Origin of the sequence: Verrucomicrobium sp. 3C, assembly GCF_000379365.1 — a bacterium.
Lineage (GTDB): Bacteria > Verrucomicrobiota > Verrucomicrobiia > Methylacidiphilales > Methylacidiphilaceae > Methylacidimicrobium.
Genome location: NZ_KB901875.1, coordinates 347,387 through 373,287, shown reverse-complemented (window position 1 = coordinate 373,287; position 25,901 = coordinate 347,387). Strand labels below are relative to the sequence as shown.

General features: G+C 61.5%; 27 protein-coding genes and 1 other RNA gene. 11 read left to right on the top strand and 17 right to left on the bottom strand.

The features are described from left to right. The first annotated feature begins 82 nt into the window (after window positions 1–82). Both A37A_RS0102255 and A37A_RS0102250 read left to right on the top strand, forming a co-directional pair. A complete protein-coding gene (locus tag A37A_RS0102255; RefSeq protein ID WP_020493888.1) occupies window positions 83–646 on the top strand; it encodes a hypothetical protein in 564 nt (187 codons plus the stop codon). Between the two features lie 72 nt (window positions 647–718). Next, a complete protein-coding gene (locus A37A_RS0102250; protein ID WP_018289921.1) occupies window positions 719–919 on the top strand; it encodes a hypothetical protein in 201 nt (66 codons plus the stop codon). A gap of 165 nt (window positions 920–1,084) precedes the next feature. On the opposite strand, the gene A37A_RS19860 is transcribed toward A37A_RS0102250, so the two are convergent. The 4 genes from A37A_RS19860 to A37A_RS15255 all read right to left on the bottom strand — a co-directional run bounded on the left by A37A_RS19860 (window position 1,085) and on the right by A37A_RS15255 (window position 4,806). Beyond that, on the bottom strand, window positions 1,085–1,249 hold the full coding sequence (locus A37A_RS19860) for a hypothetical protein (protein WP_018289920.1): 165 nt from the start codon (window positions 1,247–1,249) through the stop codon (window positions 1,085–1,087). A gap of 600 nt (window positions 1,250–1,849) precedes the next feature. After that, the gene (locus A37A_RS0102240; RefSeq protein ID WP_155996426.1) at window positions 1,850–2,314 is read right to left on the bottom strand and encodes a DUF3347 domain-containing protein; all 465 of its coding nucleotides are present in this window, start codon (window positions 2,312–2,314) and stop codon (window positions 1,850–1,852) included. A gap of 107 nt (window positions 2,315–2,421) precedes the next feature. Then, the gene (locus tag A37A_RS15260; protein WP_018289918.1) at window positions 2,422–4,101 is read right to left on the bottom strand and encodes a multicopper oxidase family protein; all 1,680 of its coding nucleotides are present in this window, start codon (window positions 4,099–4,101) and stop codon (window positions 2,422–2,424) included. A gap of 96 nt (window positions 4,102–4,197) precedes the next feature. After that, window positions 4,198–4,806, bottom strand: a complete 609-nt coding sequence (locus A37A_RS15255) for a hypothetical protein (RefSeq protein ID WP_020493887.1) — start codon at window positions 4,804–4,806, stop codon at window positions 4,198–4,200. Window positions 4,807–5,097: 291 nt separating this feature from the next. On the opposite strand from A37A_RS15255, the gene A37A_RS0102210 reads away from it, so the two are divergent. Continuing rightward, a complete protein-coding gene (locus A37A_RS0102210; RefSeq protein ID WP_155996424.1) occupies window positions 5,098–5,751 on the top strand; it encodes a hypothetical protein in 654 nt (217 codons plus the stop codon). Window positions 5,752–5,922: 171 nt separating this feature from the next. Then, on the top strand, window positions 5,923–6,429 hold the full coding sequence (locus A37A_RS15250) for a universal stress protein (protein ID WP_155996422.1): 507 nt from the start codon (window positions 5,923–5,925) through the stop codon (window positions 6,427–6,429). Between the two features lie 33 nt (window positions 6,430–6,462). Here A37A_RS15250 and recR read toward each other — a convergent pair whose 3' ends face one another. The 10 genes from recR to A37A_RS0102155 all read right to left on the bottom strand — a co-directional run bounded on the left by recR (window position 6,463) and on the right by A37A_RS0102155 (window position 16,637). Further along, on the bottom strand, window positions 6,463–7,062 hold the full coding sequence (gene recR / locus A37A_RS0102200) for a recombination mediator RecR (RefSeq protein WP_018289913.1): 600 nt from the start codon (window positions 7,060–7,062) through the stop codon (window positions 6,463–6,465). Between the two features lie 21 nt (window positions 7,063–7,083). Further along, window positions 7,084–7,392 (bottom strand): YbaB/EbfC family nucleoid-associated protein, encoded by a 309-nt coding sequence (locus A37A_RS0102195; RefSeq protein ID WP_018289912.1) that lies wholly within the window; start codon window positions 7,390–7,392, stop codon window positions 7,084–7,086. Continuing rightward, entirely contained in the window at window positions 7,389–9,104 is a 1,716-nt protein-coding gene (gene dnaX, locus A37A_RS0102190) for a DNA polymerase III subunit gamma/tau (RefSeq protein ID WP_018289911.1), read from the bottom strand. The genes A37A_RS0102195 and dnaX overlap by 4 nt, the downstream gene beginning before the upstream one ends. A gap of 23 nt (window positions 9,105–9,127) precedes the next feature. Next, an RNA gene (gene ffs / locus A37A_RS18810) (signal recognition particle sRNA small type) lies at window positions 9,128–9,222 on the bottom strand. Between the two features lie 101 nt (window positions 9,223–9,323). Then, complete coding sequence (locus A37A_RS19855; RefSeq protein ID WP_155996420.1) at window positions 9,324–9,722, bottom strand: hypothetical protein; 399 nt, start codon at window positions 9,720–9,722, stop codon at window positions 9,324–9,326. A gap of 128 nt (window positions 9,723–9,850) precedes the next feature. Next, the gene (locus A37A_RS0102180) at window positions 9,851–11,413 is read right to left on the bottom strand and encodes a hypothetical protein (RefSeq protein ID WP_018289909.1); all 1,563 of its coding nucleotides are present in this window, start codon (window positions 11,411–11,413) and stop codon (window positions 9,851–9,853) included. Beyond that, window positions 11,413–11,811 carry an IS200/IS605 family transposase gene (gene tnpA / locus A37A_RS0102175; RefSeq protein WP_020493885.1) on the bottom strand — a complete coding sequence of 133 codons (399 nt, stop codon included), beginning with the start codon at window positions 11,809–11,811 and terminating at the stop codon, window positions 11,413–11,415. Before tnpA ends, A37A_RS0102180 begins: the two co-directional genes overlap by 1 nt. 83 nt (window positions 11,812–11,894) lie before the next feature. Next, window positions 11,895–14,084: a serine hydroxymethyltransferase gene (locus A37A_RS21885; protein ID WP_026195594.1), complete on the bottom strand. Its 2,190-nt coding sequence runs from the start codon at window positions 14,082–14,084 to the stop codon at window positions 11,895–11,897. A gap of 267 nt (window positions 14,085–14,351) precedes the next feature. After that, window positions 14,352–14,804, bottom strand: coding sequence for a septal ring lytic transglycosylase RlpA family protein (locus tag A37A_RS18805; RefSeq protein ID WP_196799463.1), 453 nt, complete (start codon window positions 14,802–14,804; stop codon window positions 14,352–14,354). A gap of 354 nt (window positions 14,805–15,158) precedes the next feature. Further along, window positions 15,159–16,637 (bottom strand): excinuclease ABC subunit UvrC, encoded by a 1,479-nt coding sequence (locus A37A_RS0102155; protein ID WP_018289905.1) that lies wholly within the window; start codon window positions 16,635–16,637, stop codon window positions 15,159–15,161. 61 nt (window positions 16,638–16,698) lie between these two features. Between A37A_RS0102155 and A37A_RS0102150 the strand changes: the two genes are divergently transcribed. Further along, complete coding sequence (locus A37A_RS0102150) at window positions 16,699–18,861, top strand: protein-disulfide reductase DsbD (protein ID WP_018289904.1); 2,163 nt, start codon at window positions 16,699–16,701, stop codon at window positions 18,859–18,861. Further along, a complete protein-coding gene (locus A37A_RS17950) occupies window positions 18,858–19,592 on the top strand; it encodes an aminotransferase class IV (RefSeq protein ID WP_155996418.1) in 735 nt (244 codons plus the stop codon). Before A37A_RS0102150 ends, A37A_RS17950 begins: the two co-directional genes overlap by 4 nt. A 5-nt stretch (window positions 19,593–19,597) precedes the next feature. Here A37A_RS17950 and tatC read toward each other — a convergent pair whose 3' ends face one another. From tatC to A37A_RS0102130, 3 genes are all read right to left on the bottom strand, one after another. Further along, a complete protein-coding gene (gene tatC / locus A37A_RS15235; RefSeq protein WP_018289902.1) occupies window positions 19,598–20,401 on the bottom strand; it encodes a twin-arginine translocase subunit TatC in 804 nt (267 codons plus the stop codon). Between the two features lie 4 nt (window positions 20,402–20,405). Then, a complete protein-coding gene (locus tag A37A_RS0102135) occupies window positions 20,406–21,110 on the bottom strand; it encodes an epoxyqueuosine reductase QueH (RefSeq protein ID WP_018289901.1) in 705 nt (234 codons plus the stop codon). Window positions 21,111–21,246: 136 nt separating this feature from the next. Continuing rightward, window positions 21,247–22,584: a nicotinate phosphoribosyltransferase gene (locus A37A_RS0102130; RefSeq protein ID WP_018289900.1), complete on the bottom strand. Its 1,338-nt coding sequence runs from the start codon at window positions 22,582–22,584 to the stop codon at window positions 21,247–21,249. Between the two features lie 124 nt (window positions 22,585–22,708). Here A37A_RS0102130 and atpD point away from each other — a divergent pair, with 124 nt between their 5' ends. The 5 genes from atpD to atpE are packed head-to-tail and all read left to right on the top strand — an operon-like array spanning window position 22,709 to window position 25,869. Then, window positions 22,709–24,112, top strand: a complete 1,404-nt coding sequence (gene atpD / locus A37A_RS0102125; RefSeq protein ID WP_040887943.1) for a F0F1 ATP synthase subunit beta — start codon at window positions 22,709–22,711, stop codon at window positions 24,110–24,112. Continuing rightward, complete coding sequence (locus A37A_RS0102120; protein ID WP_020493882.1) at window positions 24,109–24,525, top strand: F0F1 ATP synthase subunit epsilon; 417 nt, start codon at window positions 24,109–24,111, stop codon at window positions 24,523–24,525. Before atpD ends, A37A_RS0102120 begins: the two co-directional genes overlap by 4 nt. A gap of 20 nt (window positions 24,526–24,545) precedes the next feature. Next, on the top strand, window positions 24,546–24,884 hold the full coding sequence (locus tag A37A_RS0102115; RefSeq protein WP_018289897.1) for an AtpZ/AtpI family protein: 339 nt from the start codon (window positions 24,546–24,548) through the stop codon (window positions 24,882–24,884). Then, a complete protein-coding gene (locus A37A_RS0102110; RefSeq protein ID WP_018289896.1) occupies window positions 24,881–25,603 on the top strand; it encodes a F0F1 ATP synthase subunit A in 723 nt (240 codons plus the stop codon). Before A37A_RS0102115 ends, A37A_RS0102110 begins: the two co-directional genes overlap by 4 nt. After that, complete coding sequence (gene atpE / locus A37A_RS0102105; protein WP_020493881.1) at window positions 25,600–25,869, top strand: ATP synthase F0 subunit C; 270 nt, start codon at window positions 25,600–25,602, stop codon at window positions 25,867–25,869. The genes A37A_RS0102110 and atpE overlap by 4 nt, the downstream gene beginning before the upstream one ends. The last annotated feature ends 32 nt before the right edge of the window (window positions 25,870–25,901 follow it).

Here is a 25,901-nt window from a genome sequence, read left to right as displayed (position 1 = left end):
GTCTGCTACAAAGATGAAAGGAGGAGCAATGGAAAGAGAGAGTCTGAAGGGGGGGAAGAGCAGGAGGAGCCGAAGCAGGGGAGTGACGCCGAGGCCCACCTGGACGGTGTGTTCCCTGCGTTTCTGGTTCGGAATTCTCGCTCTGGCTGTCGGCCCCTCGGCCCTCTTCGCGGCCCAGGTGGAATCGATCGAAGGGATCGGGATCGTGACTTCGAACTACGCGGTTCAGCTCTCCGTAGGGGACAGCCTGGAGGCGGGAAGGAGCATTCGCACCAACAATTTTGCTACCTGCACGCTAGGCTGGCCTGGGAATGCCGCCAAGGTAGTGATCGAGCCGAAAAGCTATGCAGAGCTCGTGGCGGAAAACCCGACCCGTCTTCGGCTCGAGTTCGGCAAGATCCACTTCTCCGGCATGGACGTCGAGGTGGCAACCGCGCAAGCGACCATGATGGCCAAGCAGGATGGAAGCTACTCGGTTTCCCTCAAGGATCGCAAGGAGATCGTGGACGTCCTCGCAGGGGAGGCGGTCGTCGTTGTGGGGGAGAAAAAAGAGGAACATGCACTCCACGGCGGGGAGGAGATCCAGATTGGAGCCGACGGGTCAGTCAAGATGGGAACGACTGGAACCAAGGGGGAAGGCAAGTAATCCTGTGCCTTCCCACGCTTCGGATGGGGCTGGCGGCGGCCTCTTTTTCTCCTTACGGCGGAAGGAGTGTCGATGAGCAGCGAGAGGCTTTGGCGCGTCCTCCTTAGCGGAGCGGCAGGGATTTTGCTCTTTTTTTTGGCCGCATACGGGCTTGAGGCCCTCTACTGCTGGAAACGGGAGCCGGAACGTCTTCGCGCCAATTTGGCGATGATCTTCGGCCTCTGCTTTCTGCTCCTCTTCCTCGCGTTGCTGGCGCGAAGTCATCGCCCCTGAGGAGTTCTTGTCGCATGCTCCAGACGAGTCAAGGAGAAAGGAAATGAAGCCATCGGCCCCCGCCACAAGGCGGAAAAGCTGAGGCACCCGGCCTCCGTCCTCCGTCCATTCTCCTCCACCGAACGCAAGCGATGGAGAAATGGTCTCCGTAACCAATGTCTCCCGCTACCACTGGGGAGGGGAAAAGAATCCCAGCCCGTTGGATAGTTCAAAGGCGAGACGGATCACCGACAAGGCAATGACCAGAAAGAGAATGATCAATAGGTAGCGAAAGTTTGTTTCGCTACCATCCCCTCCCCCGGGAGGCGGCCATTTCGGGTTCGCGACCATATGAACTAACCTAACAAAGTTTCTTGGTTTGCAAATCGAAGAATTGCGGCAGGGGAGAAGAAAGGTTGCTTTGGCGAAGCTTTCGCTGCCTCGGAGATCTTGAGCGCAAGGAAGCTTGGCTTGCGAGGTCTACGGGCTAGGGCTTTCGATTTGCTCCATTCCCTTCGTCGCCGTTCAAGAGAACAAATTGCTTGCGCACCAACTTTCCCTTCGGCAGAGTAGGGTGCGTCAAGCGGGCAGACAAACCGCCCACACGAGTGGGTATGGGTAAAAACTCGCTGAAGATTAAGGGAATAAGGGAAAGGAGAAGGGAACCATGGGTGCAATTTGGCTCATTGTTTGCTGGACGTTGATTTTCGTGGCGGCTTACGCGATTAAGGGTAGCTAACCCTGTCGCAAGTCGCAACGGCTTAACAGGCGGCCTGTCCTCTACATCCTGAGAAGAAGGGTGAGAGGGGACAGGTCGCTTTGTTTGCTTTTGTTGACCTGCTCAGGCCAAAGATCTCGTCCAGAATATTGGGAGTGACACTTCCTACGGTACGCGTCCGTCCGGCCAGATCGTCGCGCAAAGAAGCCTGACGAACTGCCTGCCGCCGCCGCCTAGAAGGTTTCGGTCACATCGCCGCACAGTAGCATCGCCGAGCCGTAAAAGGGATTCTTGATCTCTTTGTCGGTCTGAATCCAACTCGCCTGGGCCATTGGGCAGGTGCAGACGAAGTAGTGGCCGGTCTGGACATGATGGTCCCGGAAGAGGGCAATCAGGCGATCGCTGACGTCCTTATAAGCGAGCCTCGCGGTATCGAGGTCCGTTGCCTTCGCCAGCCGATCCAGGTCGGCGGGAAGCTCCTTGGGAAAGAAGCCGCTTTTCTCGCGCTCGACCAAGCTTTTCATGGTCGCTGCCAGCGAGGCTACTCCCTTGAGCGAATCGTCCGCGAGGGCTTTTCCCATCGCAAGGTAGGGGGGCATCACGGAATCGAGAGCAGGAGGAAGGGATTCTGCCCTGGTCAGACCTGTCCAGGCCGCGACGATCCAAAATACGGCCAACAGCTGGTATCTTCTTTTCATTCGTCCCTCCTCCTGCATGCTTTCTGCCGATCGACCGACGAACGAAAGCGTATTTAGTCGTCCCGTCCCCGTAAAGACGAAAAGAGTGGGTTTGCTCTGCGTCGAGACTAGGGCTTGACGGAGAAGCTGAACATCATCCCGCTGTGCAGATGTTCGAGAATATGGCAGTGGGCCATCCAGATTCCGGGGTTGCTCATCTCGACCAGGAGGTCGACAGTGTCGCCGGCGCCGACGAGAACCGTGTCCTTCCAAGCCTTGTTCGGGTTGTCCTCCCCGTTGGTGTTGAGCACCAGAAACCTCTGTCCGTGCAGGTGAAAGGGATGTTGCATCGGATGAAGCGAATGGATGTCATTGACAATTCGGATTTTAGCGAAGCTTCCTTGCTTGAAGAACCAATCGACGTTCCCGCCCATGTCGCCCATGCCCTTTTCCATCTTCTTGCCAAGGACCTTGCCGGTGTCGAGATCGACGATCTCCCAATGGACCTCGCGGGAGGTCGACGCCTTGTTCTGGTTGTACATGTGGTCTTCCCATTCGACTTTCGCCCCGGTCTTAGCGAGGATTGTCAAAAGTCCGGGAAAGGCAGCGCCCGCCTTGGGCCCAACCGGGGCGCTGCCGGGTTCCGCCAGTTGCTTGGCGGCCTGACTGGAGACCGAGACGAGGAACCGGATCGTCTTGTCTGGAGGGGTATCGCGAAAGCGGGCGGCCAGCGGCTCCATCTCCGCGATGGTCGCCTTGTTTTCCCGCAGAAGCCCAAACTCTTTGGCGTAAGAGGGAGTGGCTTCCTCCGAGCCGACGCGGAAGGTCACGAGCTCATAGGTCCGTGCGCCAACCAGGGGGTCGACGGCATGGTGGATGAGCTTGTACTCGCCCTGCTGAGGAAAGTAACACTCGACGATCTGCCGCTCCGAAGGGCTCACGACGACCGCGTCACTCCACTGCTCCCGTTCGTAGCGTCCGCCATCGGTTCCCACGAGCTTCATCTGGACGCCGGGAAACTGGACGCGGAACGGACGGGCCGACGCGCTGTCGATAAGGTAGAGGCGAAGCACCTCCCCCTTCTTGACGTCGATCGAAAGATGGGTCTTGCCATTGACCAGCGGAATATTCCCGTACCTCCCCATGAAGGCGAAATCGATGTAGTCGGCGTGGTACTCCGGGACGACGCCGTCCTTGATCAGGATGTCGGAAAGGACCAGCGGAATTTCCCGGTTGGCCGGGCCCCAGTATTCCTTGTCGGAAGGCTCGACCATGTAGACCCCGTAGAGGCCGAGCTCTTGCTCGAAATCATCGCGGAAGTGGGGATGATACCAGTAGACTCCGGGATCGGGGAAGCGGAAATGGTAGACATAGCGGGCACCCGGAGCGATCGCCGGCTGGGTGACATCGGGAACGCCGTCCTCCGAGTTGTCCTGGCGTACCCCGTGGGAATGGATCGTGGTCGGTACGCCGGTCTGGTTGGTGAAGGTGACCGTGACATGCCCCCCTTGCGGAATCCAGAGAAACGGTCCAGGGACCGAACCGTTGTAGGCCAGAAGCTTGACCTTCGTCCCCGCGATCGTGTCCTGTACCTTGACTGCGGAAAGGGAGTAGCTCCCGCCGTCCTTGAGATGCACGGCCTCGAAGGGTTTCACCTTTGGGAAGGCATCGGGATCGACGGAATAGTCGTAGTGCTTCCCTGGGCCTTTCTTATGGAGGAGAGCGAAGCTCCCCATCGCGACAGCGGCCAGGATGAGGAGAAGCCTCCATCTTGGAGCGTGCTTCCCTGCCACGGGTTGTAAAAACATGTCTTTTCCTCTTCCGCCGTCAGAGGAAACGGCCGTAACGCGCTTCTTTTCCCTTACTGATTTCCATCCACGGTGGAGCGCGGTGCCAAGCAACCCTTAAGGAGCGCTCGCCTTGATCTCTCGTGGACCGGCGGTCGGCCGCTGACCACGCGCGATTCGCTGGTAGGCGTATGCTCCCGCCCCCCCGACGACGAGAAGTCCTGCCGCCGCAACCACCATCCAGATCATACCCATCCCGATGGTGATCGGAAATCGGAAGACGAGCGGTTTCCCATCCGCACCGGTCTTGCCCACCAGCGCCAACTCGACCAAGTATCGGCCTCGATCGGGCAGGTTGAGGTCCAAGGATGCTACTCCGCTCGAATAGACCTGTGGTTGGAAGTGGGAGACCAAGTTACCACTGGAAGAGAAGACCTTGCACTCGATCGGGATCTTCCGCAACTGCGGGGTGACGAGATCGAGGACCAAGCTCATCTTCCCCGTCGTCGGAACGTTCTGGCAATAACTCTTGAAACCCCCGGTGCCGCCGTAGCTGTAGACATAAACATCCATATGGATGGCATATCCACCCTGTTGCAGCATGCCGCATCCGAGGTCGCCGAGTCCACCACCCCCGTGCGCCCAAGAAATGCGCGGTTGCAGGCCCCACGTCAGCCCTAACAAAACTCCGAGGATGCGTCCCCAGCCTAGCCACTTTTTCTGCACGCCTTTTCTCCTTTTGCCACACCCTGCCCCGCATGAGACGGGAAAGGGATCGCTCCTATCCTATAACTGTATTTAATTGCAATTAACCGCGACGTCGTCGTGGCAGCAAGCAAAAAGTCCCCACGTCTTCCACGGGATCTTGTCTAGGAAATATGCCGATATGGGCTGGCCTCCTTCCGATTCCGCGTCCGGGCCGGGCATGGGTCGGACGTTTTCCGATTCCCTCTCCGGATTCTTCTCTTTTTTTCTTTTGCTCCATCCTGCTCGTCCGAGTAGGCTTAGCGAAGCAAAGTGAGTAACGGGTGCATCGACAACGGGGGGCTCGCGGGCCAATGGTCTGGGAGGAGTGGGTGGAAGCGCGCAGTGGGGGTAGCCCCTCTTTCTCTGTGGATATGCCTGGCTTCGCTGCTGCTCCTCCCGAACTCCTCCTTTGCCCATCGCCATCGTCCAAAGGGACCCATCGACTGCGGCATCGTCACCCGGGATGGCTACTCCGCGCATCTCGACATCTGCAAGTACGAGCCATTCAAAATGTACGAGAGCTACTGCGAGAATGTTCCGAACACCGGGGAGGCGACGCTCGTGATCGACTTGCTGAGCCATCCACTCTGGAAGATGCCGATCGCGCTCACCGTTTTTCGCGAGGGGAGCACAGCGATCGTGGCACAAGCCCCGCCGCATATCTACCGGGAAGGGATCGCCTCACTACGCGTCTACTTTTCCACTCCGGGTCGCTATGATCTGGAGATCAAGGGTCCGGAGCTCCTGGATGGAGCGAAGCGGCCGGTCGTGCTCAAGTTTCCTATGATCGTAGGCTTTCCTTCCCCGAAGAAATTTCCCTCGCTCGGCGTGGGGGAGCTTGCCGCGATCGGAATCCTCGGCTTCCTGCTCTATCGCTTCTGGCGCAAGCGTCAGGAAAGTCCCAAAGGGCCGCGTCGCTTCTGAACCGAAGCGACAAGCCTATATTGAGCCGCGATCGTCTCCTTGCCAGGTCAAATGCCTCGAGGAGAAGAGGACATGGCGATTCGGAGCGAAGAATCCCTTTTCCCTTGGGGGAATCAACGTTTCAACGTTATAATCAAAAACCGCCAATCACGGGACTGGCCGGGGAAGCCGATGTACAGCAAGATCCTTGTCGCGTACGACCGCTCGGAGGGAGGACGGGTCGCCCTCAACGAGGGGCTCTGCCTTGCCAAATCCCTTGGGAGCGAGTGCGGGGTGCTCTGGGTCGTTCCTCCAGTGCCCTACTTCTTCTTCGATATCGGCCGGGAAATCGAAATGCAGCAGGAGCGGGAGGAGGCTTTCCTTGCCGAGATCCAGAAAGATGTCGAATCGGCCTGCCGGAGGTGGGGACATCCCGCTACCGTCGCCCGGAAGACAGGAAGCCCAGCGTTCGAAATCGTGCAATTTGCCGAGGAGAAGGGGTTTGAGTTGATCGTCCTCGGCCACAGCGGCCATTACGGGGCCTGGGGGAGGGCGCTGGGAAGTGTTGCCGCCCGGGTCAGTGAGGGGGCATCTTGCGCCGTGTTGATTGCACGACTCCCGAAGCCGCGGCACGATGGGGCGGACGCTCGACCCGCGGCGGATTCCAGCCACAAATCCCATCCGACCTTGGCAAAATGACCGGTAGCTCTCGCGCAAACACGCGAGGGGAGGTTACAACTCGCGACGTCCCGCCAGGGCATAGCTAAGCGTCACGCTGTCGGCGAATTCGAGACCGCCTCCGGCGGGGAGTCCCGTTGCGAGGCTCGAAATTCGGGGTCCGGTCTTCTTCAGCAGTTGCCCCAGATAAAGCGCGGTCGCTTCTCCTTCGGCGTCGGTGCCGAGGGCGAGGATGATTTCCCGGGGGAGCTCCCGTTCGATGCGCGTTAGGAGGGAGCTCGTGGGGAGTTGCTCGGGACCGACCCCTTCGAGAGGGGATAGTTTGCGGCCGAGAACATGGTAGACACCCCGAAACGCGGAGGCCCGCTCGATGCGGAGAACGTCCCCGGGGGAGGCTACGAGGCACCAGAGGAGCGGATCCCGGGTGGGATCGCGGCAGAGTTCGCAGATCTCCTCTTCGGCATAAAAGCCGCATCTCGTGCAGGGGTGAACGCGAGTCCCCACCGCTTGGAGAGTTCGCGCGAGCCGGTCCTTGGTTCCGTCCGCCTCTTCCAGCAGGTAGAGGACGAGCCGCTCCGCGCTGCGCGGTCCGATCGAGGGAAGCTCGCGCAGGGCTGCGAGCAGGTCACGAACCGTCGGTGGATAATCCGCCATGGGAGACCACTCCGTTTCCGCTTAGAGTGCTCCCGGCAAGCTCAAACCCGCGCCGAGCTTTTGCATCTCCGCTTCGCTCGCACGGCGGGCTCGATCGAGCGCTTCCCGGACGCTAGCAAGGATAAGCTCGGCGAGCATCTGGGCATCTCCTTCGGCGACGAGCTCGGGCGCAATCCAGAGATCGAGGAGTTGGCCTCCGCCGCTGGCCACTGCGCGGAGCTTCCCTCCCGCGCCCTCAACCTCAAATCGCTGGGAGGCGAGAGATTCTTGTAATTTATGGGCCTGCTCCTGCAGTTGGCGGGCCTGTTTGAGCATCTTGTTCAGGTTCATGTCGTCTTTGGTTGTGGGGGGGTTACTGAAAGGATACGCCCCTCGAAGAGGCGCAGCGCTTCCTGGATGAGCGGGTCGTTGCGAAACTCCTCTTCGATCCTCTGCTCCTCTGGGCCGGGTGCCCTCTTTGCCGTAGCCTCCGGCTGCTCCTTCCGAGTCGGCGCGATCGGTGGATCAATGAGAAGAAAATCGACCCTGACCGCCTGGCCCAGCGCCTCCCGGAAGGAGTCTTCCAAAATGGCCCGGTTTTGGGGGTCGGTGAAGTAGGCGGCCTTTTGACCGAAGTCCTTGGGTAGGGCGATCTCCAGAGTGTCTCCCCGTCTTTCGAGGAAGCGGCTCTTTTGGATCGACTCGGCTTCCAAAGGCCGTTTCTGCGCAAAACGGCTCACGGCAAGCCTCCAAGCCTCCTCCGGAGTCGCCTTGGCCGCCGCAGGCGGTATGAGCGATGCCGCGGCTTCCCTCGGCATGGGCGGGCCCACAAGAATCGGTGGCTGTGCTGGCTTCCGGGCAGCGCGGATCGGCTCCTTCGGGGTGTTTTGGACAGGGGCTGGGGTGCCGAGGGAAAGAGGAGGGGAGAGCGGAGTGGCGGAGGAGAGTTCTTGGAGAAGCCGTTCGAGGGAAACCTTCTCTTTATGATGGGTAAGCTCGAGGATGCCAACTTCGAGCAAGAGGTTGCGATTGGCCGCCACGCGCAGGCGCCCCTCCCACTGGGCCAAGTCTTCCAGAAGGGAGAGGGTCGCTTCCGGAGGGAGCGTTCCAGAGATCGCTTCTACTTCGGAGAGCTCCGAATCCGGAAGCTCTTCCCGGATGAGGGCGGGAGCGGTCTGATAGACGGCAATGTTGCGGAAGAGGTGGACGAGCTCCCGGGAAAGCACCATGGCTTCCTTGCCCGACTCGAGCAACTCGTGCAAGAGGCGGAGGGCCTCGGCGGTGTTCCCTTCGGCGATTTGTCGGGCGAGGGCGGCGATTGGCCCGGTGCCCGCCATTCCGAACATCTCCAGTACGACCTTCTCGGAAAGCTCTCCTCCGTAAAAGCCGACGAGCTGATCGAGGGCACCCTCCGCATCGCGCAGAGAGCCCTCTGCGTTTCGCGCGAGCAACGCGAGTGCTTTCGGATCCGCGGCGAGACCCTCGGTTGCGCAAAGCGAAGCGAGATGGGAGCTGATTTCCTTTTCGGAAATCCGCCGAAAATCGAACCGTTGGCATCGAGAGTGAACGGTGCCCGGCACCTTCTGCGGCTCGGTCGTGGCAAAGATGAACTTCACATGGGCCGGAGGCTCCTCGAGAGTCTTGAGGAGCGCGTTAAACGCAGCCTGCGTCAGCATGTGGACTTCGTCGATGACGTAGATCTTGAAGCGACATTGAGCCGGAGCGAAGCGAGCACTCTCCCGGAGTTCGCGCACCTGCTCTACCCCGTTGTTGGAGGCTCCGTCGATCTCCAGGACGTCCAGGCAGCGACCGGAATCGATCTCCGTGCAGATGGGATCGGAGGGATCGAAATCGACGCTCGGCCCACCCGTGCATTGGAGCGCCTTCGCTAGGATGCGGGCGGTGGAGGTTTTTCCGGTCCCGCGCGGGCCGGCGAAGAGGTAGGCCTGGGCAACGCGCCCTTGTCGGATGGCCCCCGCCAAGGTCCGCACGATGTGCGGCTGGCCGGCGATCTGCGCGAAGGTGCGCGGACGATACTTCCTGGCGAAGACTTCGTAAGCCATGGGTCTTGTCGCCGCGACGGGAAAGGCACCAGGAGCAGCGACAACCGCGGTCAAGTTACCGGTGCTTCCTTTCGGACCTGGCGGGGTTACCCTGCCGGCAGCTCCGCCGCTCCTGGCAGCTTTGATCTTATTCCGCTAAGTACCGGATGCAACCTATTCTCTAGCGCATTCGCCGACGAAGCGGAGCAATCCCCCGTTTTTCTTTCCAAGATGAAAGGCTTACGGATTTTCTGGAGCCGATTTCGGGGGAGTAGCGCCCGAACCGGAACTCTCGTTCGGAGGGGTGGATTCGTTGGCGGAGGGTGGGGGGACTTCCGCAGGAGGGGTCTGGCCGCCGGGGGAAGAGGCGTTCGGATTGGGTGGGGTCGCCTCACCGGAAGGGGCTGTCGCCGACGGCGCGCCACCGGAGGGCGGTTCCTGGGTGGGCGGGGCTCCCTCCTCCAGGCTGGCCTCCGCATCCGACGCCTCGGGCGCTTGCTTCTTCACGTCCGATTGGGACTGGCCATCCTTCTTCTTCTGGGGGGCGTAGAAATCGCAGCCGATGAGGGCTAGCGCAGTCAATAGACTGAGGCTCAATAGGCTAAGACGAGAGAGCACGGATGTTCTGATGAAGTCCATAAGGGTTTGTTAACCAATTTTCCCGATTAAGCCCCTCCGGTCTCGTCTTGTCAATCGACTCTCGACAAGAGCGGAAAGTTTCGATCGAGGAACCGGCTGAAACTCCCCATGGTTAAAGCCAGGGGGTTCTAGAGAATAGAGATCCGGCTCTCCGGGGCTCTCGCTTGCGCTACAGCATCCCCGGCCTCGCCGGAACGGCTGCGAGGGCAGCCGCTTCCCATTTTCCCCTTCGACGGACGACCAGCTCTGACGTTCTTGACGTGCGGTCGGGACAAGCCCTCCCGGCTCGCTGGTTCCTTCACCCTCGACATCGCCCGTCGCAGGAGCGGTTCCGCACCCGGCCAGGACTTTCCAACCCGGCTGATGTCGAGCAAATCCTTCTCGGAGCATTTCGCGAGAAACGCGCTGTAGAGATCCCGCTGCACCGGCTCGGTGCGGCCATCGCCGAAGACGTGCGTCCGCAAAGAGAGCGGCTTCTTCGCGTACTGCCCGGTCGTATGGTCGAACTGGCTCAAGCGGGTCTTCCGGGGGTCGATCTCGATCAATCCTCCGCCGGCGCTTTCAGCCTTGCGGCGAATCCTCTCCACCCACATCCCCGGAGCGCGCACCTTCACGCTCCGTCCGAAATTCTTTTGAAAACTGCTATAGCATAGCTTCTCCCCCTTGATGGTCTTTCCCTGCGCCAATATCCGATTCGCGAGATTGCCGTGCGCGGTCTTCCTTGCGACGGCAAGCTTCCGCTCAGTTTCGGAGAGATCCCGTCGCCTGCGCTTGTAGCGTTCCGACCGGACCCAGCGCTTGGGTCCACGCTTGACGCATCCCTTCGCGTCGTAGTTTGCGGGATTGGTCGCCCGGCGGGACCGGTCCAGGGACCGCAGGATCCGCCGCGTCTCCCTCCAGGGCTGCTCGACTTCCGGACAGAGCTTTTCCAGGCTTGCATCCGTTTCGGAGACGAAGGCCACTGTCGATGGCCCCAGATCGTACCCGACGACATCCTCTCCCGCGGGCCGAACCTGCGGGGCGAGTCCTTCCTGGAGGAGCTGCGCGTACCAGCGAATCCGGCACCGGATCGTCCTGCGAAGGATGCGGACGTATTTGGTCCGGGCTTCCAGCGCGATGCGCTGACAGCCGCGCTTGTCCTTCGGATCGAGCCGAAGCGGCAAGACCAAGCCCGCCCAATGAATCGCCGGAACCGGTTCTTTCCGGAACCGGATCAGGGCATCGCCCTTGCCTTCGACCGAGTGGAACCGGCTGGCTGGCTTGAATCTTGGCCGACCCCGAACGCCGAAGGCATAGCCCTGGACGGCCTGAAATGCCCGCAGACTCGCGGTCCGCGTGTCGTGCGATCCGAGATGATCACCGATGGAGCAGGCATCCCGGCATGCCTCCGCGAACTTCTGGATGGAGTCGCGAGTAAAACCGAATCGTTCCTGTGTTTTTCGGAAGCGGCTGGATCGCTCCTTGTTGGCGATCCGCTTCCCGCTTTGTTCATCCATGACCGTTTTCGGCATCCGGCAAGCGTGCTGCCAGTCCTTGGATTGCCGCATCAAGGCCAGCCGGCGAAGGGCCTCGCCCAAGGAGGCATTGTAGATCTGGCGTGCTGCTGCGAGGCGCTTGGAGAGGGCAACCTCGTCCGCCGCGGTCGTTCGCAACGGAAACTCGGCGATGAAAGATGGAGTCTTGGCTCGCATCAGATACGCTTCTGGTTCTCAATGTGCTGCTTAACCATCGCCAGCGGAGCTCCGCCGACGGTCGCAACGAAGTAGCTGTTGGTCCACAAAGCTGGCATCCTGCGGCGCAACTCCGGGAACTCGTGGCGGAGAAGGGCTGACGTCCGTCCCTTGATCAGGCGCACGAGCCGATGAATACCATACTGAGGATCGCAGCCGACAAGCAGGTGAACGTGATCGGGCATGACCTCCATCTCAATCTGATCGGCATTCTTCTCGACAATAAGATCGAGGATCACCTGCTTTAGCCGCCGTCCGATTGGCTCCACCAACACCTTCCTCCCGTACTTCGGACACCATCCAACATGATATTTACAGGAAAATACGACGTTCCTATTGCTGCAATACCGCACCACCACTCTTATACACTTGTTTTCCTGCCTTGCAACCCTACGCCGCTCACCCCATAGCTAAAGCCAGGGGCTTGCGCGGCGCTTTTCGGTCAACTGGGGAGCGGAAACTCGATCGTGACGGACTGGATCTCCTCGCGGATCTTCTCGAGGGCGAGCGCATCCTTTCGATGGGTGAGCGCGCGGTGAATCCAATCGGCGATGTCGAGCATCTCATTTTCCCGCATCCCTCGGGTGGTGACCGCCGGCGTCCCGAGACGGATGCCGCCCGCCTGGTAGGGCGGGAGCGTATCGAAGGGGATGGCGTTCTTGTTGACCGTGATCCCCACGCGGTCGAGGAGCTCTTGGGCATCCCTCCCGGAGATTCCCCAAGGGCGGAGGTCGACCAGGAGCAGGTGGTTTTCCGTGGTTCCCGTGACCAGGCGATAGCCATGGTGCTTGAGGGCTTCGGCGAGTGCGCGGGCGTTGCGCAACACCTGGTTCTGGTACGACTGGAATTCGGGCTGGAGGGCTTCCTTGAGGCAGACCGCCTTCGCCGCAATCACATGCATAAGCGGTCCGCCCTGAATCCCCGGAAAGATTTGCGAATCGATCTCCTTGGCGTAGAGCGCGCGGCAGAGGATCATGCCACCTCGAGGGCCGCGGAGCGTCTTGTGGGTGGTCGTGGTGACGAAGTCGGCGTGGGGTACCGGGGAGGGGTGCAGACCCGCTGCCACGAGGCCCGCCACATGGGCCATATCGACGAACAGAAAGGCACCCACGGCATTCGCGATCCGGCGCAGCGCCTCGAAGTCGAGGATGGCCGGGTAGGAGGAGGCTCCTGCGACGATCATTCGTGGACGATGGACTTCCGCCAATTTGGCGAGCCCATCGTAGTCAATCCGCTCGTCTTCCGGACGGACCCCGTAGTGGGTGACTTGGAAGAAGCGGCCCGAAAAATTCATCTTGAATCCATGGGTGAGGTGTCCGCCGTGGGCTAAGTCCATGCTCAGGATCTTGTCCCCGGGCTGGAGACAGGCGAAGTAGACGGCCATGTTCGCTTGCGAACCCGAGTGAGGTTGCACGTTGGCATGTTCTGCGCCGAAGAGCTGCTTGGCCCTGTCGATCGCAAGGCGCTCGATCTCGTCCATGTTTTCGCAGCCGCCATACCACCTTCTTCCCGGATAGCCTTCGGCATATTTGTTGGTGAGGCAGCTTCCCTGGGCCTCCATTACGGCGCCGCTCGCGAAGTTTTCCGACGCGATCAATTCGAGATTTGCGCTCTGTCTTCGATTCTCGCGTTCGATCAGGGCTCCAATCTCGGGATCAGCGGCGGGAAGAGCGGAGATGCGTAGAGGTGGGGAGGAACGGGCAGGGACCTTGCTCAATAGCTCGAGCTTTCGGAGGGCGCGGTCGTGCGCCACCGGGTCCGGCTGGGAGAAGAGCCAGGCATGGACAATGGCGGGAAGCTCGGTGACATGGACAGCCTCGGATCCGATACAAAGGACGTTCGCCTGGTAGCGGACGCGAGCTGCCGCCGCCTCCTCGGGGTTGGAGACATGCACGGCCCGAATGCCGGGAACCCGGTTGGCCGCGATCTCCATGCCCATCCCATCCTGACAAAAGAGAAGACCCAGGGAGGATTTTCCTTGAAGGATCGCTCGCGCGACGCGCTCCGCATAGTCGGGGTAGTCGACCGGTAGCTCGTTCATCGTCCCATAGTCTTCGAAGGCCGTCTGGCTCCCTTTGAGCCAATCGCGGGCGGCCTGCTTCAGCGCCAATCCGAAGTGGTCGGAGCCTAGGGCGATCCGCATCCCCTCGCTTCCCTCCGACACTCCTGCCCGTCCCGATTCCAGCACGAAGGAGAGGATCTTCGGCATGGCCTGCCGCATCTGCTCCCGGCAGACGCGGTAGATCTCGATGGGGCTGCCGATCGGGTCGGGGATCTCCCGGCTGGTGAGAGGGAGTTCGGAATCGAACTCGAGGAGCAGGTAGGTCTTTTCGGAGGCCGAGGGATAGAGAAGCAGAATGGAATCCAGATGCGCGTAGCTCATGCAGAAGATGAAATCGGCCCGGCGGACGAGTTCGGCTGAGACCGGCTTGCTGCGGATCGAAGAGATCTCGATGCCGATCTCCTGCATGACCTCAATTGCCTGCTCGCTCGGCATGACTCCACTAACCGCGCCGATGCCGGCAGAATCGACCCGGATGTCGTCGCGGCCCCGCACCAGATCTTGGAAGAGGCCCTGCGCCATAGGACTCCGGCAAACATTTCCCGTGCAGACAAATAGAACGTTCTTCATGCGTTAGACGACAACAGGATCACGAGCCTGGACCGCGCCGACCGCTCGGATGGGGATGTATGGGTTGCTGGATCAATTCGATGAGCAGCCAAGCTTACTCAACCTGCTCGAGAGGAGAAAGGTTTTTTTCTCCTCGCGTAGAATCCGAGGCCAACCCGGCCGGGAGGTTGACCTGCCTATCTCCCAAGCGCTTCTCCTTCGGCTTGCGGAATGGACCCTGCCTGCTTCGTTCGGACTTGGGTTTTCGGCCCTCCTCGCCGTAGGTCGTCAGACCACTCCGCGAAAAAACCTGCGCTCCGCCCTGTATCCAGGCCCATTCGCCGCGCCTCGGGTACGAACTTTGTGAGACAGACAGGTTTTAGAACGGTACCGGTCCGTGGCTTCTGACGCTGCGCGGGGGATAGGGAGGAAGGAGAAAGGCTTCGGAGAGGGCGGGACGATCCTCAACTCGACAGGAGCCAACCCCTCGGAGAGGATGCCAAGACGCGAAGCCGCGGCCCGGGAGAGGTCAATGATCCGTCCGCCCTTGTGAGGACCCCGGTCATTGATCCGGACGAGCACGACTCTCCCGTTTTTGAGGTTGCGGACCGCAACCATGGTGCCGAATGGGAGGCTCGGATGGGCCGCGGTGAACTCGCGGGCCCGATAGCGTTCTCCGGTCGAAGTGAACCGAGATTCATCGTACCAAGAGGCGATTCCTTTCGCACGAAAAGCGGGCATCGCAGGAGTCCGGCGTGCTTTGGCTTTCGCCTGTATGACGAGCGATCCAAAGAGGAGCGCGACGGAAACAAGGCGGAAACCTCTCGTGCAATAGAGCGAGCTTGCTGCTCGGTATGTAAGGTTAGCAAACATAGCCATGTGCTTTGCATGCTAAATGTAGGGTTTTGATAGCGTCAACAAGAAAGTGTTCAGACCGCTGATCGGAATCTGCACGATTCTCCTCCTTTGGAAGTCCTGTCGGGCGGGCCGCAGGAGAAAGCTTGTGAGAAATGGCGGCTAGCATCCAGGCCCATTCGCCGCGCCTCGGCTACGAACTTCGTGAGACAGGGAGGCTCTAGTTCTGTGGAGGGAAGCTCAACCAGCATCTCGATCCTCGGAGAGGTAACGGCTGACCGATTCCGCGAGCCTGCGTCCGATGCCCTTCACGTCCGCAATTTCTTCGATCGACGCCTTTCGAAGACGGTCGACCGAGCCGAACGTCTGGAGCAGGAGTCGCTTGCGGTTGCGGCTGATCCCGGGGCAGTCGTCGAGCCGGCTCTCGCGCACCCGCTGCCGGAGCAGGAGCTGGTGATAGGCGTTGGCGAAGCGGTGCGCTTCATCGCGCAGCCGTTGGAGGAGGCGAATCGCGCCGGAATCCTTCGGAAGTTGGAGCGGGAGCGAATGGTTTGGCCGGTAGATCTCCTCGTTTTCCTTGGCGAGGCCGATCACGGGGATGTCGGTCAAACCGAGGGCGTGAAGTTCACGGAGGGCGAAAGAGAGTTGGCCGGCTCCTCCGTCGATGACGATCAGGTCGGGGCGGCGGATCCCCTCGTCCAAAACCCGCCGATAACGCCGGCGCACCGCTTCGGCGATGCTTGCAAAGTCGTCTTGGCCGGCCACGGTGCGGATCCGGTAGCGCCGATAGCTCCCCCGCGCCGGCTTCCCCTGCTCGAAGACGACCATCGAGGCGACCTTGTGGAGGGTCGAAATGTTCGAGATGTCGAAGCACTCCATGACTTGCGGGGGAGCGGCAAGACCCAGCGCCTTCGCAAGTTCCTGCAAATCCCGGCTCGGGGAGATCGCGGATTCGTAGGCGCGCAGGAAGCGCTTGACGGGCTTGGTCGTCTTCCGAAGGTCTTCCCAGAGATTCCGGAGCTCGGCCGCCCGCTCGAACTCCCACCGGGCAGCCGCCTCTTCCATCTTTTTTCGGATCTCCTCGGCCATCTCCCGAGACTTTCCCTCCAGGAAGTTGCAGGCGGATTCCACCCGGGCGCGATACTCCTCCCGGGTCACCGCGCCGAGGCAGGGAGCGGAGCAGTTTTTAATGATCCGGTCCAGGCAATGCTTGTAGTCCCTCTCACCCGGGACCAGAGGAGCGCAGGAGCGCAAGCCGAAGATCTTCTTCATCCAGTTGATCGTGGTCCGCAGGGCGCCGGAGGAAGCAAAAGGGCCGAAATAGCGGCAGCCATCCTCCTTGCGCAGCCGGGTGATCTGGAAGCGGGGAAAGGGTTCCCGAAGGTTCGTCTTCACGAGGAGGAAGCGCTTGTCGTCCCGGAAGCTGACGTTGTAGCGTGGGCGATACTCCTTGATGAGCTTGCCTTCGAGAAGGATCGCCTCGGCTTCCGAGCGGACCGTGTGATACTCGATCCGTCGAGCGACATCGACCATTGCGCGAATCTTGCGGTTGGCCGCCGTGCCCCGGGATGGATGGAAATACTGGGCGACACGCTTGTGAAGATTGCGTGCCTTGCCGACGTAGATGACGCGGTCGAGACGATCCCGAAAGAGGTAGACGCCAGGTGCCTGAGGAAAGTCTCGCACCGCTTTTTCCAGCTCTGGCCGCGCGACGCTCATGGGAGTCGCCGATAGAATGGCATGTTTTTGGGCTCCCGCCTATGGTAGTATAATTCTGTAGATGAAGAGAGGACGTTGGCTTTGGGCATTGGCGATCGTCGTGGCGTTTGGGGTCGTCTTTCCTCGCGTTTTGCGCGCCGCCGAATCCCTCCCGGGCCGCAGCAGGAATGTCGAAGCGACGCTTCTCTCGGAGACGGACTCCATTGCTCCGGGACTCCCTTTCTGGGTGGCCGTTCGCCTGCGGATGGACAAGGGTTGGCATGTCTACTGGCGGAATCCGGGGGATGCCGGGGCGCCGCCGGGGATCGAATGGAAGCTTCCGGAGGGCTTTCAAGCCGGACACATCGAGTGGCCGGTTCCCGAGGTCATTTCGGTTCCTCCCTTGACGAGCTACGGCTATGAAGGAGAGGCATGGCTCCTGGTCTCCGTTACTCCCCCTGCGTCGCTGGCGTTTGGTCAGACCGTGGCACTCTCGGCCAAGGTGAGTTGGGTGGCGTGTGCGCAGAGCTGCATCCCCGGGAGCGCCGATCTCCAGCTCATCCTCCCGGTGACGTCGGCTCCGGCGAAAGTCGATTCGTCGTTGCGTTCCGGCTTTGCGCAAGCCCGGTTGGCTTTGCCTGGGCCTCCTCCAAAGTCGGTGAAGGCCAGCGCCTGGGTTGAGCGTGGGAAGCTCCACCTGGAGGTCAAGGCCACGGAAAAGAAGGCGGTGGTGTTGGAGGAGCCCCGCTTCCTGCCTGCGGAGGGAGGCCTGATCAAGGACAGCGCTCCGCAAATGTTTCGGCTGCGGCAGTTCGGCATCGTACTCGAGATTCCGCAGCCGCCAAAGCCCGCGGCGCTACCGAAAAAGCTGGATGGGCTCCTTCTTGCTCAGTCGACGGAATGGAAGGGGACGCGGAAGATCGCCTGGGCATTAGAGGTGGAGAAGGTCCCCGTACCGGTCAGCCTCCATTCTCTTCCCGTCTCGAAGGATCTCTGGTTGGCCCTGAGCTTCGCTTTTCTCGGTGGCCTGATCCTCAATTTGATGCCCTGCGTCTTCCCGGTGCTTTCCCTGAAGGTTCTTCATCTCGTGGAACGGGGCCAAGAGGAGGATGGGGGCTCCTTCCGGCATGGGCTTGCCTTTCTGGGCGGGGTGCTCTCGTCCTTTCTCGCCTTGGCCGCGACCTTGCTTGTCCTGCGGGCACGCGGGGCAGCTTTGGGATGGGGGTTTCAACTCCAGTCGGCTCCCTTCGTCGCATTTCTGGCCGTCCTCTTTTTCCTGGTCTCCTTGAGCCTCTTTGGCGTCTTCGAGTTTGGAGCCTCCTTGGGGAGCATGGGAGAAGTGGCCGATCGGGCGCGTGGACTTTTGGGGAGCTTTGCGAGCGGGGTCCTGGCTACCGTAGTGGCGAGCCCGTGCACCGCCCCGTTCATGGGGGTGGCCCTTGGTTTTGCCCTGGCCCAGCCGATGTGGGTCGCCTTTCTGGTCTTCAGTGCCTTGGGACTCGGGGTTGCCGCGCCGGTCTTCCTCCTCACCGCCTTTCCCGTTCTGCTGCAGTTCCTGCCGAGGCCGGGACAGTGGATGGAGGATTTCAAACAGCTCTTGGGGTTCCCCATGATGGCGGCCGTGGTCTGGCTGCTCTGGGTTTATGGGAAGCTGCGCGGGATCGACGGCATCGGCTCTCTCCTCCTGGCCCTTGTCGCGGTGGGTTTCGGCGCCTGGCTCTTCGGAAGATACGCGAATCCGAGCCGAATGCTGCCGGTTCGGCTGCTTGCGGGACTGATCGGGATGCTCGTGGTTGGCGCGACGGTCGGGTACCTCCTGCGGGACGCGAGCTCTCGGAAGGAGGAGGTTCCTTGGATTCCCTACTCGGCGGCGCGATTGAGCGAGTTGCGAGTCGAAGGGGTTCCGGTCTTCCTGGATTTCACTGCGTCCTGGTGCTTGACGTGCAAGGTCAACGAGCGGGTGGCTCTCGACAATCCGGAGGTCCGTAAGCGGCTTTCCGACCGAGGAGTGGTTTGGATGGTGGCGGATTGGACGAACCGGGACCCGACGATCACGCAGGCGCTGACCGAGCTGGGCCGGAGTGGGGTTCCGACCTACGTTCTCTACGGACCCGATCCCCAAGCGCAACCAAAGCTTCTTCCGGAACTGCTGACCCCACGCCTTATCCTGGACGAACTCGACAAGCTCCCAAACCCCAGTGGTCGATCGCCCGCATTATCGACTTCGTCGCCATCCGGGCCGTGAGGGGCAGGGATCGTCAGGGGATGCCCGAGAAGGGGAGGGCCTTTTTCCCGGGATTCGGCGTCTTCGAAACGCTCCGCGTCGAACAGGGGCTTCCGCAATTCGTAGAGGAGCACTGGCGTGCGCTCGGAGAGGCGGCGGATGCCCTGGGGCTCTGTCGCAAAGTCGACTTTCGGATACGGGCTCCCGGTCTGCCGCTGGGAGAAACAGGCCGCTGGCGCTGGGTGGTGACATGGGAGGACCAGTGGGAGAGCTTTACCAAGGAGAAGCCCCCGGCGCGGCGCGCCTTTTCTCTGGAACCGGCTCCCCAACGCGTCGGTTCCGAGAACTGGGATGCGCGCTTCAAAACGCTCAGCTACTTGACGCGATGGCAGGCCCGGAAGTCGGTGACGGCAGACGAGGCCCTTCTCTGCAACGAGAGAGGCGAGATCGCTTCGGGCGCTTGCAGCAATCTCTTCTGGGTCTGCGGAAAGTCGATCTACACCCCGGCTCGGGAGGTGGGTTGCCGCGCCGGGGTCGTTCGAGACTGGATCCTGGGTCGGGCCAGGGTGGTCGAGGGGCGCTTCCCGCTGACCGCGCTCGAGGAGGCCGAGGAGATCTTTTTGACCAACAGCTGGATCGGGGTCATGCCGGTTCATCGCTATCTTGAGCGGTCCTTCCCAATCGGCCCGGTCTCCCGCAGGCTCCGAAAGGAGCTCCAAAGAGCGAGGCGGGGCGGAATCGCCCGAGGATAGACCGGCTACGGAGCCGGCTTGTCCGCTTTCCGGTCGGAGGTAAGCGCGGGCGAAGGCAGGGAAGGAGCGAGCTGCTGGTTCCTCCTGCGCTCGATCCCGGCCGCAATCCAGACGGAGAGCTCGTAGAGGAGGTACATGGGAGCGGTCAGGAGAAAGAGGGTGAAGGGATCGGAGGTGGGGGTGATGCAGGCGGCGGCGACGAGGATGACCACGATGGCATGCCGGCGATAGCGCCGCATGAGCTCGACGCGGAGGATGCCGAAGTAGGTCAATAGGACAACGACCAAAGGAAGCTCGAAGGCGAGGCCGAAGCCCACCACCATCTGGATGACGAAGTCGAGGTAGTTGGGCAGGGTCCACTGGGTTTCGACCCCGAGGTTGCGGCTGTAAAGGACGAAGAAGCGGAGGGTTTGCGGCAAGAGGCCAGCATAGGAAAAGAAGCCGCCGACGAGGAAGAGGAGGGCGCCGGCGGAAAAGATCGGAAGAACCGCCCGTTTTTCCGTCGCCGTAAGCGCGGGGAGGAGAAATTCGCCGACAAAGTAGAGGACGGCGGGCAGGGAGAGCACGATTCCGGTCAAAAGGCCGATTTGGAGCTGGACCGAGAAGGGGTCGACGACGCCCAGGAAGCGGAGGATCTTGGTCGGATCTTCTCCCGCCTTCCTGAGGGGGTCGAGGAGAAGACCGAGAATGGGCTTGGTTTCCACGAAGCCGACGACGGCTGCCACCGCCACGGCGGCCACCGCCTTGAAGATCATCCAGCGCAGATCTTCCAGATGGTCGAGGAAGGGCTTCTCGTCGCTAGCCTGCATCGTCTCACGCGGGAGGGCTTGAGGGAGCAGGACGAGCCGTGTCGACCTTCTCCGGGGCGGGCATCCCGTAAAACTTCTTGCCCGGATCGATCCTGGGTCGGCCGCGGGCGGTTCGCCAGCGGTTGGTGTCCCGTAGCGAGTAGAGGCAGCCGCAATACTCCTGCTGGTAGAACCGCTCTTCGCGGGAGAGGGTGATCATCCGCTGCGAGCCGCCGAGCTTCCGCCAGTTGTAGGTCCAGTAGGTGAGGCCGGGATGGCGGGAAGCGGCCCGCATCCCGGCCCCCGTAACCTGTTCAAAGTCCTTCCACCGCGAGATGCCGAGGCTACTCGTGAAGACGGCGAAACCATGCTCAGCCGCGTAGAGGGCGGTCCGCTCGAAGCGCAGGTCGAAGCAGGCCGTGCAGCGCACGCCGCGCTCGGGCTCCCATTCGAGCCCGCGTACGCGGGAAAACCAGTTGTCGGTGTCGTAATCCGCATCGACGAAGGGCACGGAGAGCTTTTGGGCAAAGGCGATGTTCTCGCGCTTGCGCAGTTCGTACTCGGGACGCGGATGGATGTTCGGGTTGTAGAAAAAGACCGTGAGCTCGGCCCCATTGGCCAGGATCCTCTCCATGACGGCACCCGCGCAGGGGGCGCAGCAGGAGTGGAGGAGAACCTTCGTCTCTCCCGCGGGCAGCTCGAACTTGGGTGCGGTCGGCCGACGGCGCATTACCCAGAACCAAGCTCGGAACGGGTCGTCTTGGCAAGAGGAAGTTGATCGCGACCGGTCTCCTCTCGCCGCCATTTCTGATCAAGTTCGTAGCCGCTGGAGAACGTTGGTGAGAAATGGCGGCAAGGGCCTGGGATCAGGCGAAGGCCCGATCGAGGCTGCGGCGCAACTCTTCGAGCTGGGCCGAGAATCGTACGGGGTAGGGGGACGCTACGGGAATGAGGCTGCGCAACCCCTCGGGAAGGGAGGCAAGCCCTCGTGCGCTCCTCTCTCGGGCGGCGAGCAGCGTCTCGGGAGGGGAAAGGCGCGCTCCCCCCTTCATCACGGGGAGTAAAAGGGGTTCCCCGGGATGGTCCTCCCCGTCGAGAGCCACCAGGTCGGAGGCGACCATGCCGGCGGAATCGTGCTGCCGGAAAACCTGCTTGCGCCCAGGCCACGTTGCCTTGCCCTCGGAGCGCTTCCTCCGAGCCTTCCCCGCATACTCCTCGAGCTTGTAGACGCAATCGAGGTAGGGCGCATCGGAGGAGGTGTCGAGGGAGGTGCCGATTCCGAAGCCGTCAATCGGAGCATCCGCCGCAACGAGCTCTTGAAGCCTTGCTTCGGAGAGGTTTCCGCTCGCGAAGATGCCGACGCCCGTCAAGCCCGCATCGTCGAGGATCCGGCGGACGTGGCGGGCATGGGCGCCGAGATCCCCGCTGTCGAGCCGGACGGCCAGTGGGCGGATGTCTCGTTCCTTCAGGCGTGGGGCGAGGGCGACGAGCTTCCGGACAGCTTCCTCCGTATCGTAGGTGTCGACGAGGAAGACGGCGCGATCGGGATTCGCCTCGGCGAAGCGAAGAAAGGCCTCTTCCTCGGAATCATGCGCTTGGATAAAGGAGTGGGCCATCGTCCCGGAGACCGGAATGCCAAAGAGCCTGCCCGCGAGAACCGTGGAGGTTGCCGAGAAGCCGGCCAGAAAGGCGGCGCGGGCCGCGTAGAGGGCCGCTTCGGCACCATGCGCCCGGCGAAGTCCAAAATCGACGAGATCCTTGCCAGGAGCGGCCAGTACCGACCGCGCCGCCTTGGACGCGATCATGGTTTGGAAGTGGAGCAAGTTCATGATCCGGCTCTCGAAAAGCTGGGCTTGGGGGATGGGTGCCGTAACGCGCAGGATCGGTTCTTCGGGAAAGAAGAGCGTTCCCTCGGGCATGGCATGGACGTCACCCTGGAAGCGAAAGAGGCGAAGCCAATCGAGGAATTCCCGGCGGAATCCATGGCTCGCGAGCCAGTTGATCTCCTCCGTCTCGAAGCGAGCGGATTCGAGGAAAGAGAGGACCTGCTCGAGGCCGGCGGCGATGAGGAAGTTTCGATTCTTGGGCAGCTTGCGGACGAAGAACTCGAAAACGGCCGTTTCGTTCATGCCCTCGTAAAAGTAACCCTGAAGCATGGTCAGTTCGTAGAGGTCGATGAGGAGGAGGGTCGATTCGAGGTTCATGGATCGGTTTGCGAATAGATGGCCGAGAAGCCGCTCGACGGCAAGGACGGGATGCGGCCGGGGCCTGAAGAATCCCTACGAGGTTGCGCGTCTCCTCGGCATCGTGATAGGCTCGGTCTATTCCATGGAAGCCAACTCAGGCTCGTCTCCTTCGCCAGCGGTCGCCGGTCAGATCGTGGAAGTCCACGGGCCGGTGGTCGACATCGAATGCGAGCGACTCCCGCCGATTCACTGGTGTCTTCGGACCTGCTTTGATCACGAATGCTATACCTTCGAGGTCCACCAGCATCTCGACGAGCATCATGTTCGCGCGATCACCCTCCATTCGACGGCGGGCCTGCGGCGGGGGATGGCTGTCCATGACGGGGGCGGCTTCCTCCGGGTTCCCACTTCTCGGGAGTGCCTGGGACGCTTGGTCAATGTCTTCGGGGAGCCGCTCGACGGGAAGGCACCGATCGCGACGACCGAATACCGGAACATCGTCCAGGAGCCTCCGCCGCTTTCGGAGATGATCGAGTCGAAGGAGATCCTCCGGACGGGCCTCAAGGTGATCGACCTCCTCTGCCCCTTCGTGAAGGGGGGGAAGACGGGGCTCTTCGGCGGAGCGGGCGTGGGCAAGACGGTGCTCATGATGGAATTCATGCATGCCGTCGCGGCCATCTACCATGGCGTATCGGTCTTCGCGGGGGTGGGCGAGCGGATCCGGGAGGGCCACGAGCTCTGGCATTCGATGCAAGAGGCTGGGGTCATGGAGCAGACCCTGATGGTCTTCGGGCAGATGAACGAGTCGCCAGGAGTGCGCTTCCGGGTCGGGCTCACGGCGCTCTCCTACGCCGAGTATCTCCGCGACACCCTCCAGAAGGAAGTGCTCTTCCTCATGGACAATCTCTTTCGCTTCGTTCAGGCCGGCAGCGAGGTTTCCGGGCTGCTGGGCCGTATGCCGGCGATGGTGGGCTATCAGCCGACCCTTCTCACCGAAGTGGCCGAGCTCGAGGATCGGATCGTCTCGACCCAGCGGGGCAATATCACGGCCGTCCAGGCGGTCTACGTGCCGGCCGACGACATGACCGATCCGGCGGTCATGTCGATCCTGAGCCACCTCGACACGGTGGTGATCCTCTCCCGGGGACAGGCCGCCAAGGGGTTCTACCCGGCGGTCGATCCTCTTCTCTCCACTAGTCACATGATGGATCGAGCCTTCCTGGGCGAGCGCCATTATCGAATCGCCGTCGAGGTCCGGAAGGTCCTCGCCCGGTACAAGGAGCTCGAGGACATCATCAACCTCCTGGGCATGGAGGAGTTGTCCGAGGACGATCGGAAGACCGTCCTGCGGGCCCGCAAGCTCCAGCGGTACCTCACCCAGCCGTTCTTCACGACCGCGACGCATACCGGGATCGCCGGACAGACCGTCCCTCTCGAGCAGGTGCTCGACGATTGCGAGGCTTTCCTTCGGGGGGATTGGGACGGCTTGACCGAGGAGCAGTGCTACATGCGCGGGAGCATGAAGGAGCAGAAGAAGGGCGCATGAGAGCGTTTTCGCTGGTCCTGCGCGATCCGACGCAGGTGGTCCGACGGGACGATGTCGTCTCCTTTGTGGGGGCGGACGCATCGGGAAGCTTCGGAATCCTGGCCGGCCACGAGCGCTTTCTCACCTCCCTTCGGCTCGGATTGGCCCGTTTCCGTTCGGAGGCCGACGACGGCGTCACCTATCTTGCGCTGGCCGGCGGACTCCTCTCCTTCGAGGGCAACACGGCGACGATCTGCACCCGGCACTTTTTTCTCGACCGGGATCGGGATCGGATCGCGCAGTCTCTCGAGGGGAAGATCCAGCGGGAGGAAGCGGATCTCCGGGAGATGCACACCCTCGCGCGCAATCTCGAGCGGGAGATGCTCCGCCGGCTCTGGGAACTCGGCCGGACCCGCCCCAGAGAAGTGTTGTAAAACATTAGACCCAGAAAGGGATGCGAATCTTGGAAGATCCCGAGAAAAATGGAGCGGCGCTGAAAAAGGGGCGATCCGTGCCGGAGCAAGACGGAAGGCGGCTGGCCAGCCAGGTAAGCCAGGACGTGGAGCGGATGAAGAAGGCCGAAAAAGAGAAGCACGACGTTCTTTCCTCGTGGCTCTCCCTCGGAACGATCGGTCTCCTGTTCATCCTCCCGGTCGTCCTCGGCGCCTTCCTGGGGCGATGGCTCGACCAGCACCTGGAGGGCTATGCCGTCCACTGGACGATCACGGGGATTCTCCTGGGGGTCTTCCTGGGCGCCATCAGCGTCTACAACCATCTCCGCCAGAACTTATGAGTGGCGCGGAACTGGTTCTGGGCGCAGCGGGACTTCTGGGTCAGCCCACGCTCCACCTCGGTTCTTTTGCCGTGAGCGAGTCGGCGGTGACCGCCACGGCCCTGACGGTAGCCCTCGCATCGGCGGCCGCCTGGACAAAGAGCCGGCTACGCCTCCGGGATCCCGCCGGCTGGCAAGTTGTCGTCGAGATGGCGGTCCAAGCGATGGACTCAACGGTCCGGGAGTCGATTCCCAAGGCGCCGGAGCGCGTCCTGCCGCTCATTGCGGCCCTCTGGATCTACATTCTTTTTGCCAACCTGATTGGGCTAATCCCTGGGCTCCATTCCCCGACGGGGGATCTTTCGGTGACGGGAGCCTTGGCGGCGATCGTCTTTATGGCGGTGCCCTACTACGGGGTGCGCGCCGAGGGATCGTCCGCCTACCTGCGGGAATATTTCGCCCCGATGTTCTGGATGTTCCCTTTTCATGTCATGAGCGAGCTGACCCGAACCTTGACTCTGGCCGTCCGTCTCTTCGGCAATATGACGGGAATGGAGGTCGCGATCGGCATCCTTCTGCTGCTGGCCGGATTTCTGGTTCCGGTCGCCTTTCTCTTTCTCCATTTCATCGAGGCCCTTTTGCAGGCCTACATTTTCGGGATGCTGGCCCTGGTATACATCGCCGGAGGCATGCAGGCGCTGACGGAGAAGGAACAACGAAAGGGAGAAATCACACGATGAACGATTTGGGCTTTTTCACGACACTGGTGACCGCGCTGGCGGTCTTGGCGATGGGATTAGGCGTCGTGGGACCAGGGATCGGCATGGGGATGGCGGTGGCCAAAGCGCTCGAGGCGCTGGCCCGTCAGCCGGAGGCCGAAAAGTCGATCATGCGCTGGCTCTTGATCGGCTTGGCGATGATCGAATCGCTGGCAATTTACGTCCTGGTCGTCGTGCTCATCGTTCTCTTCCGAAGCCCGATGCTCGATTACCTGCTCCATAAGTAGGTCCCGGGTGGAATCGAACGAGAGGCGATCGC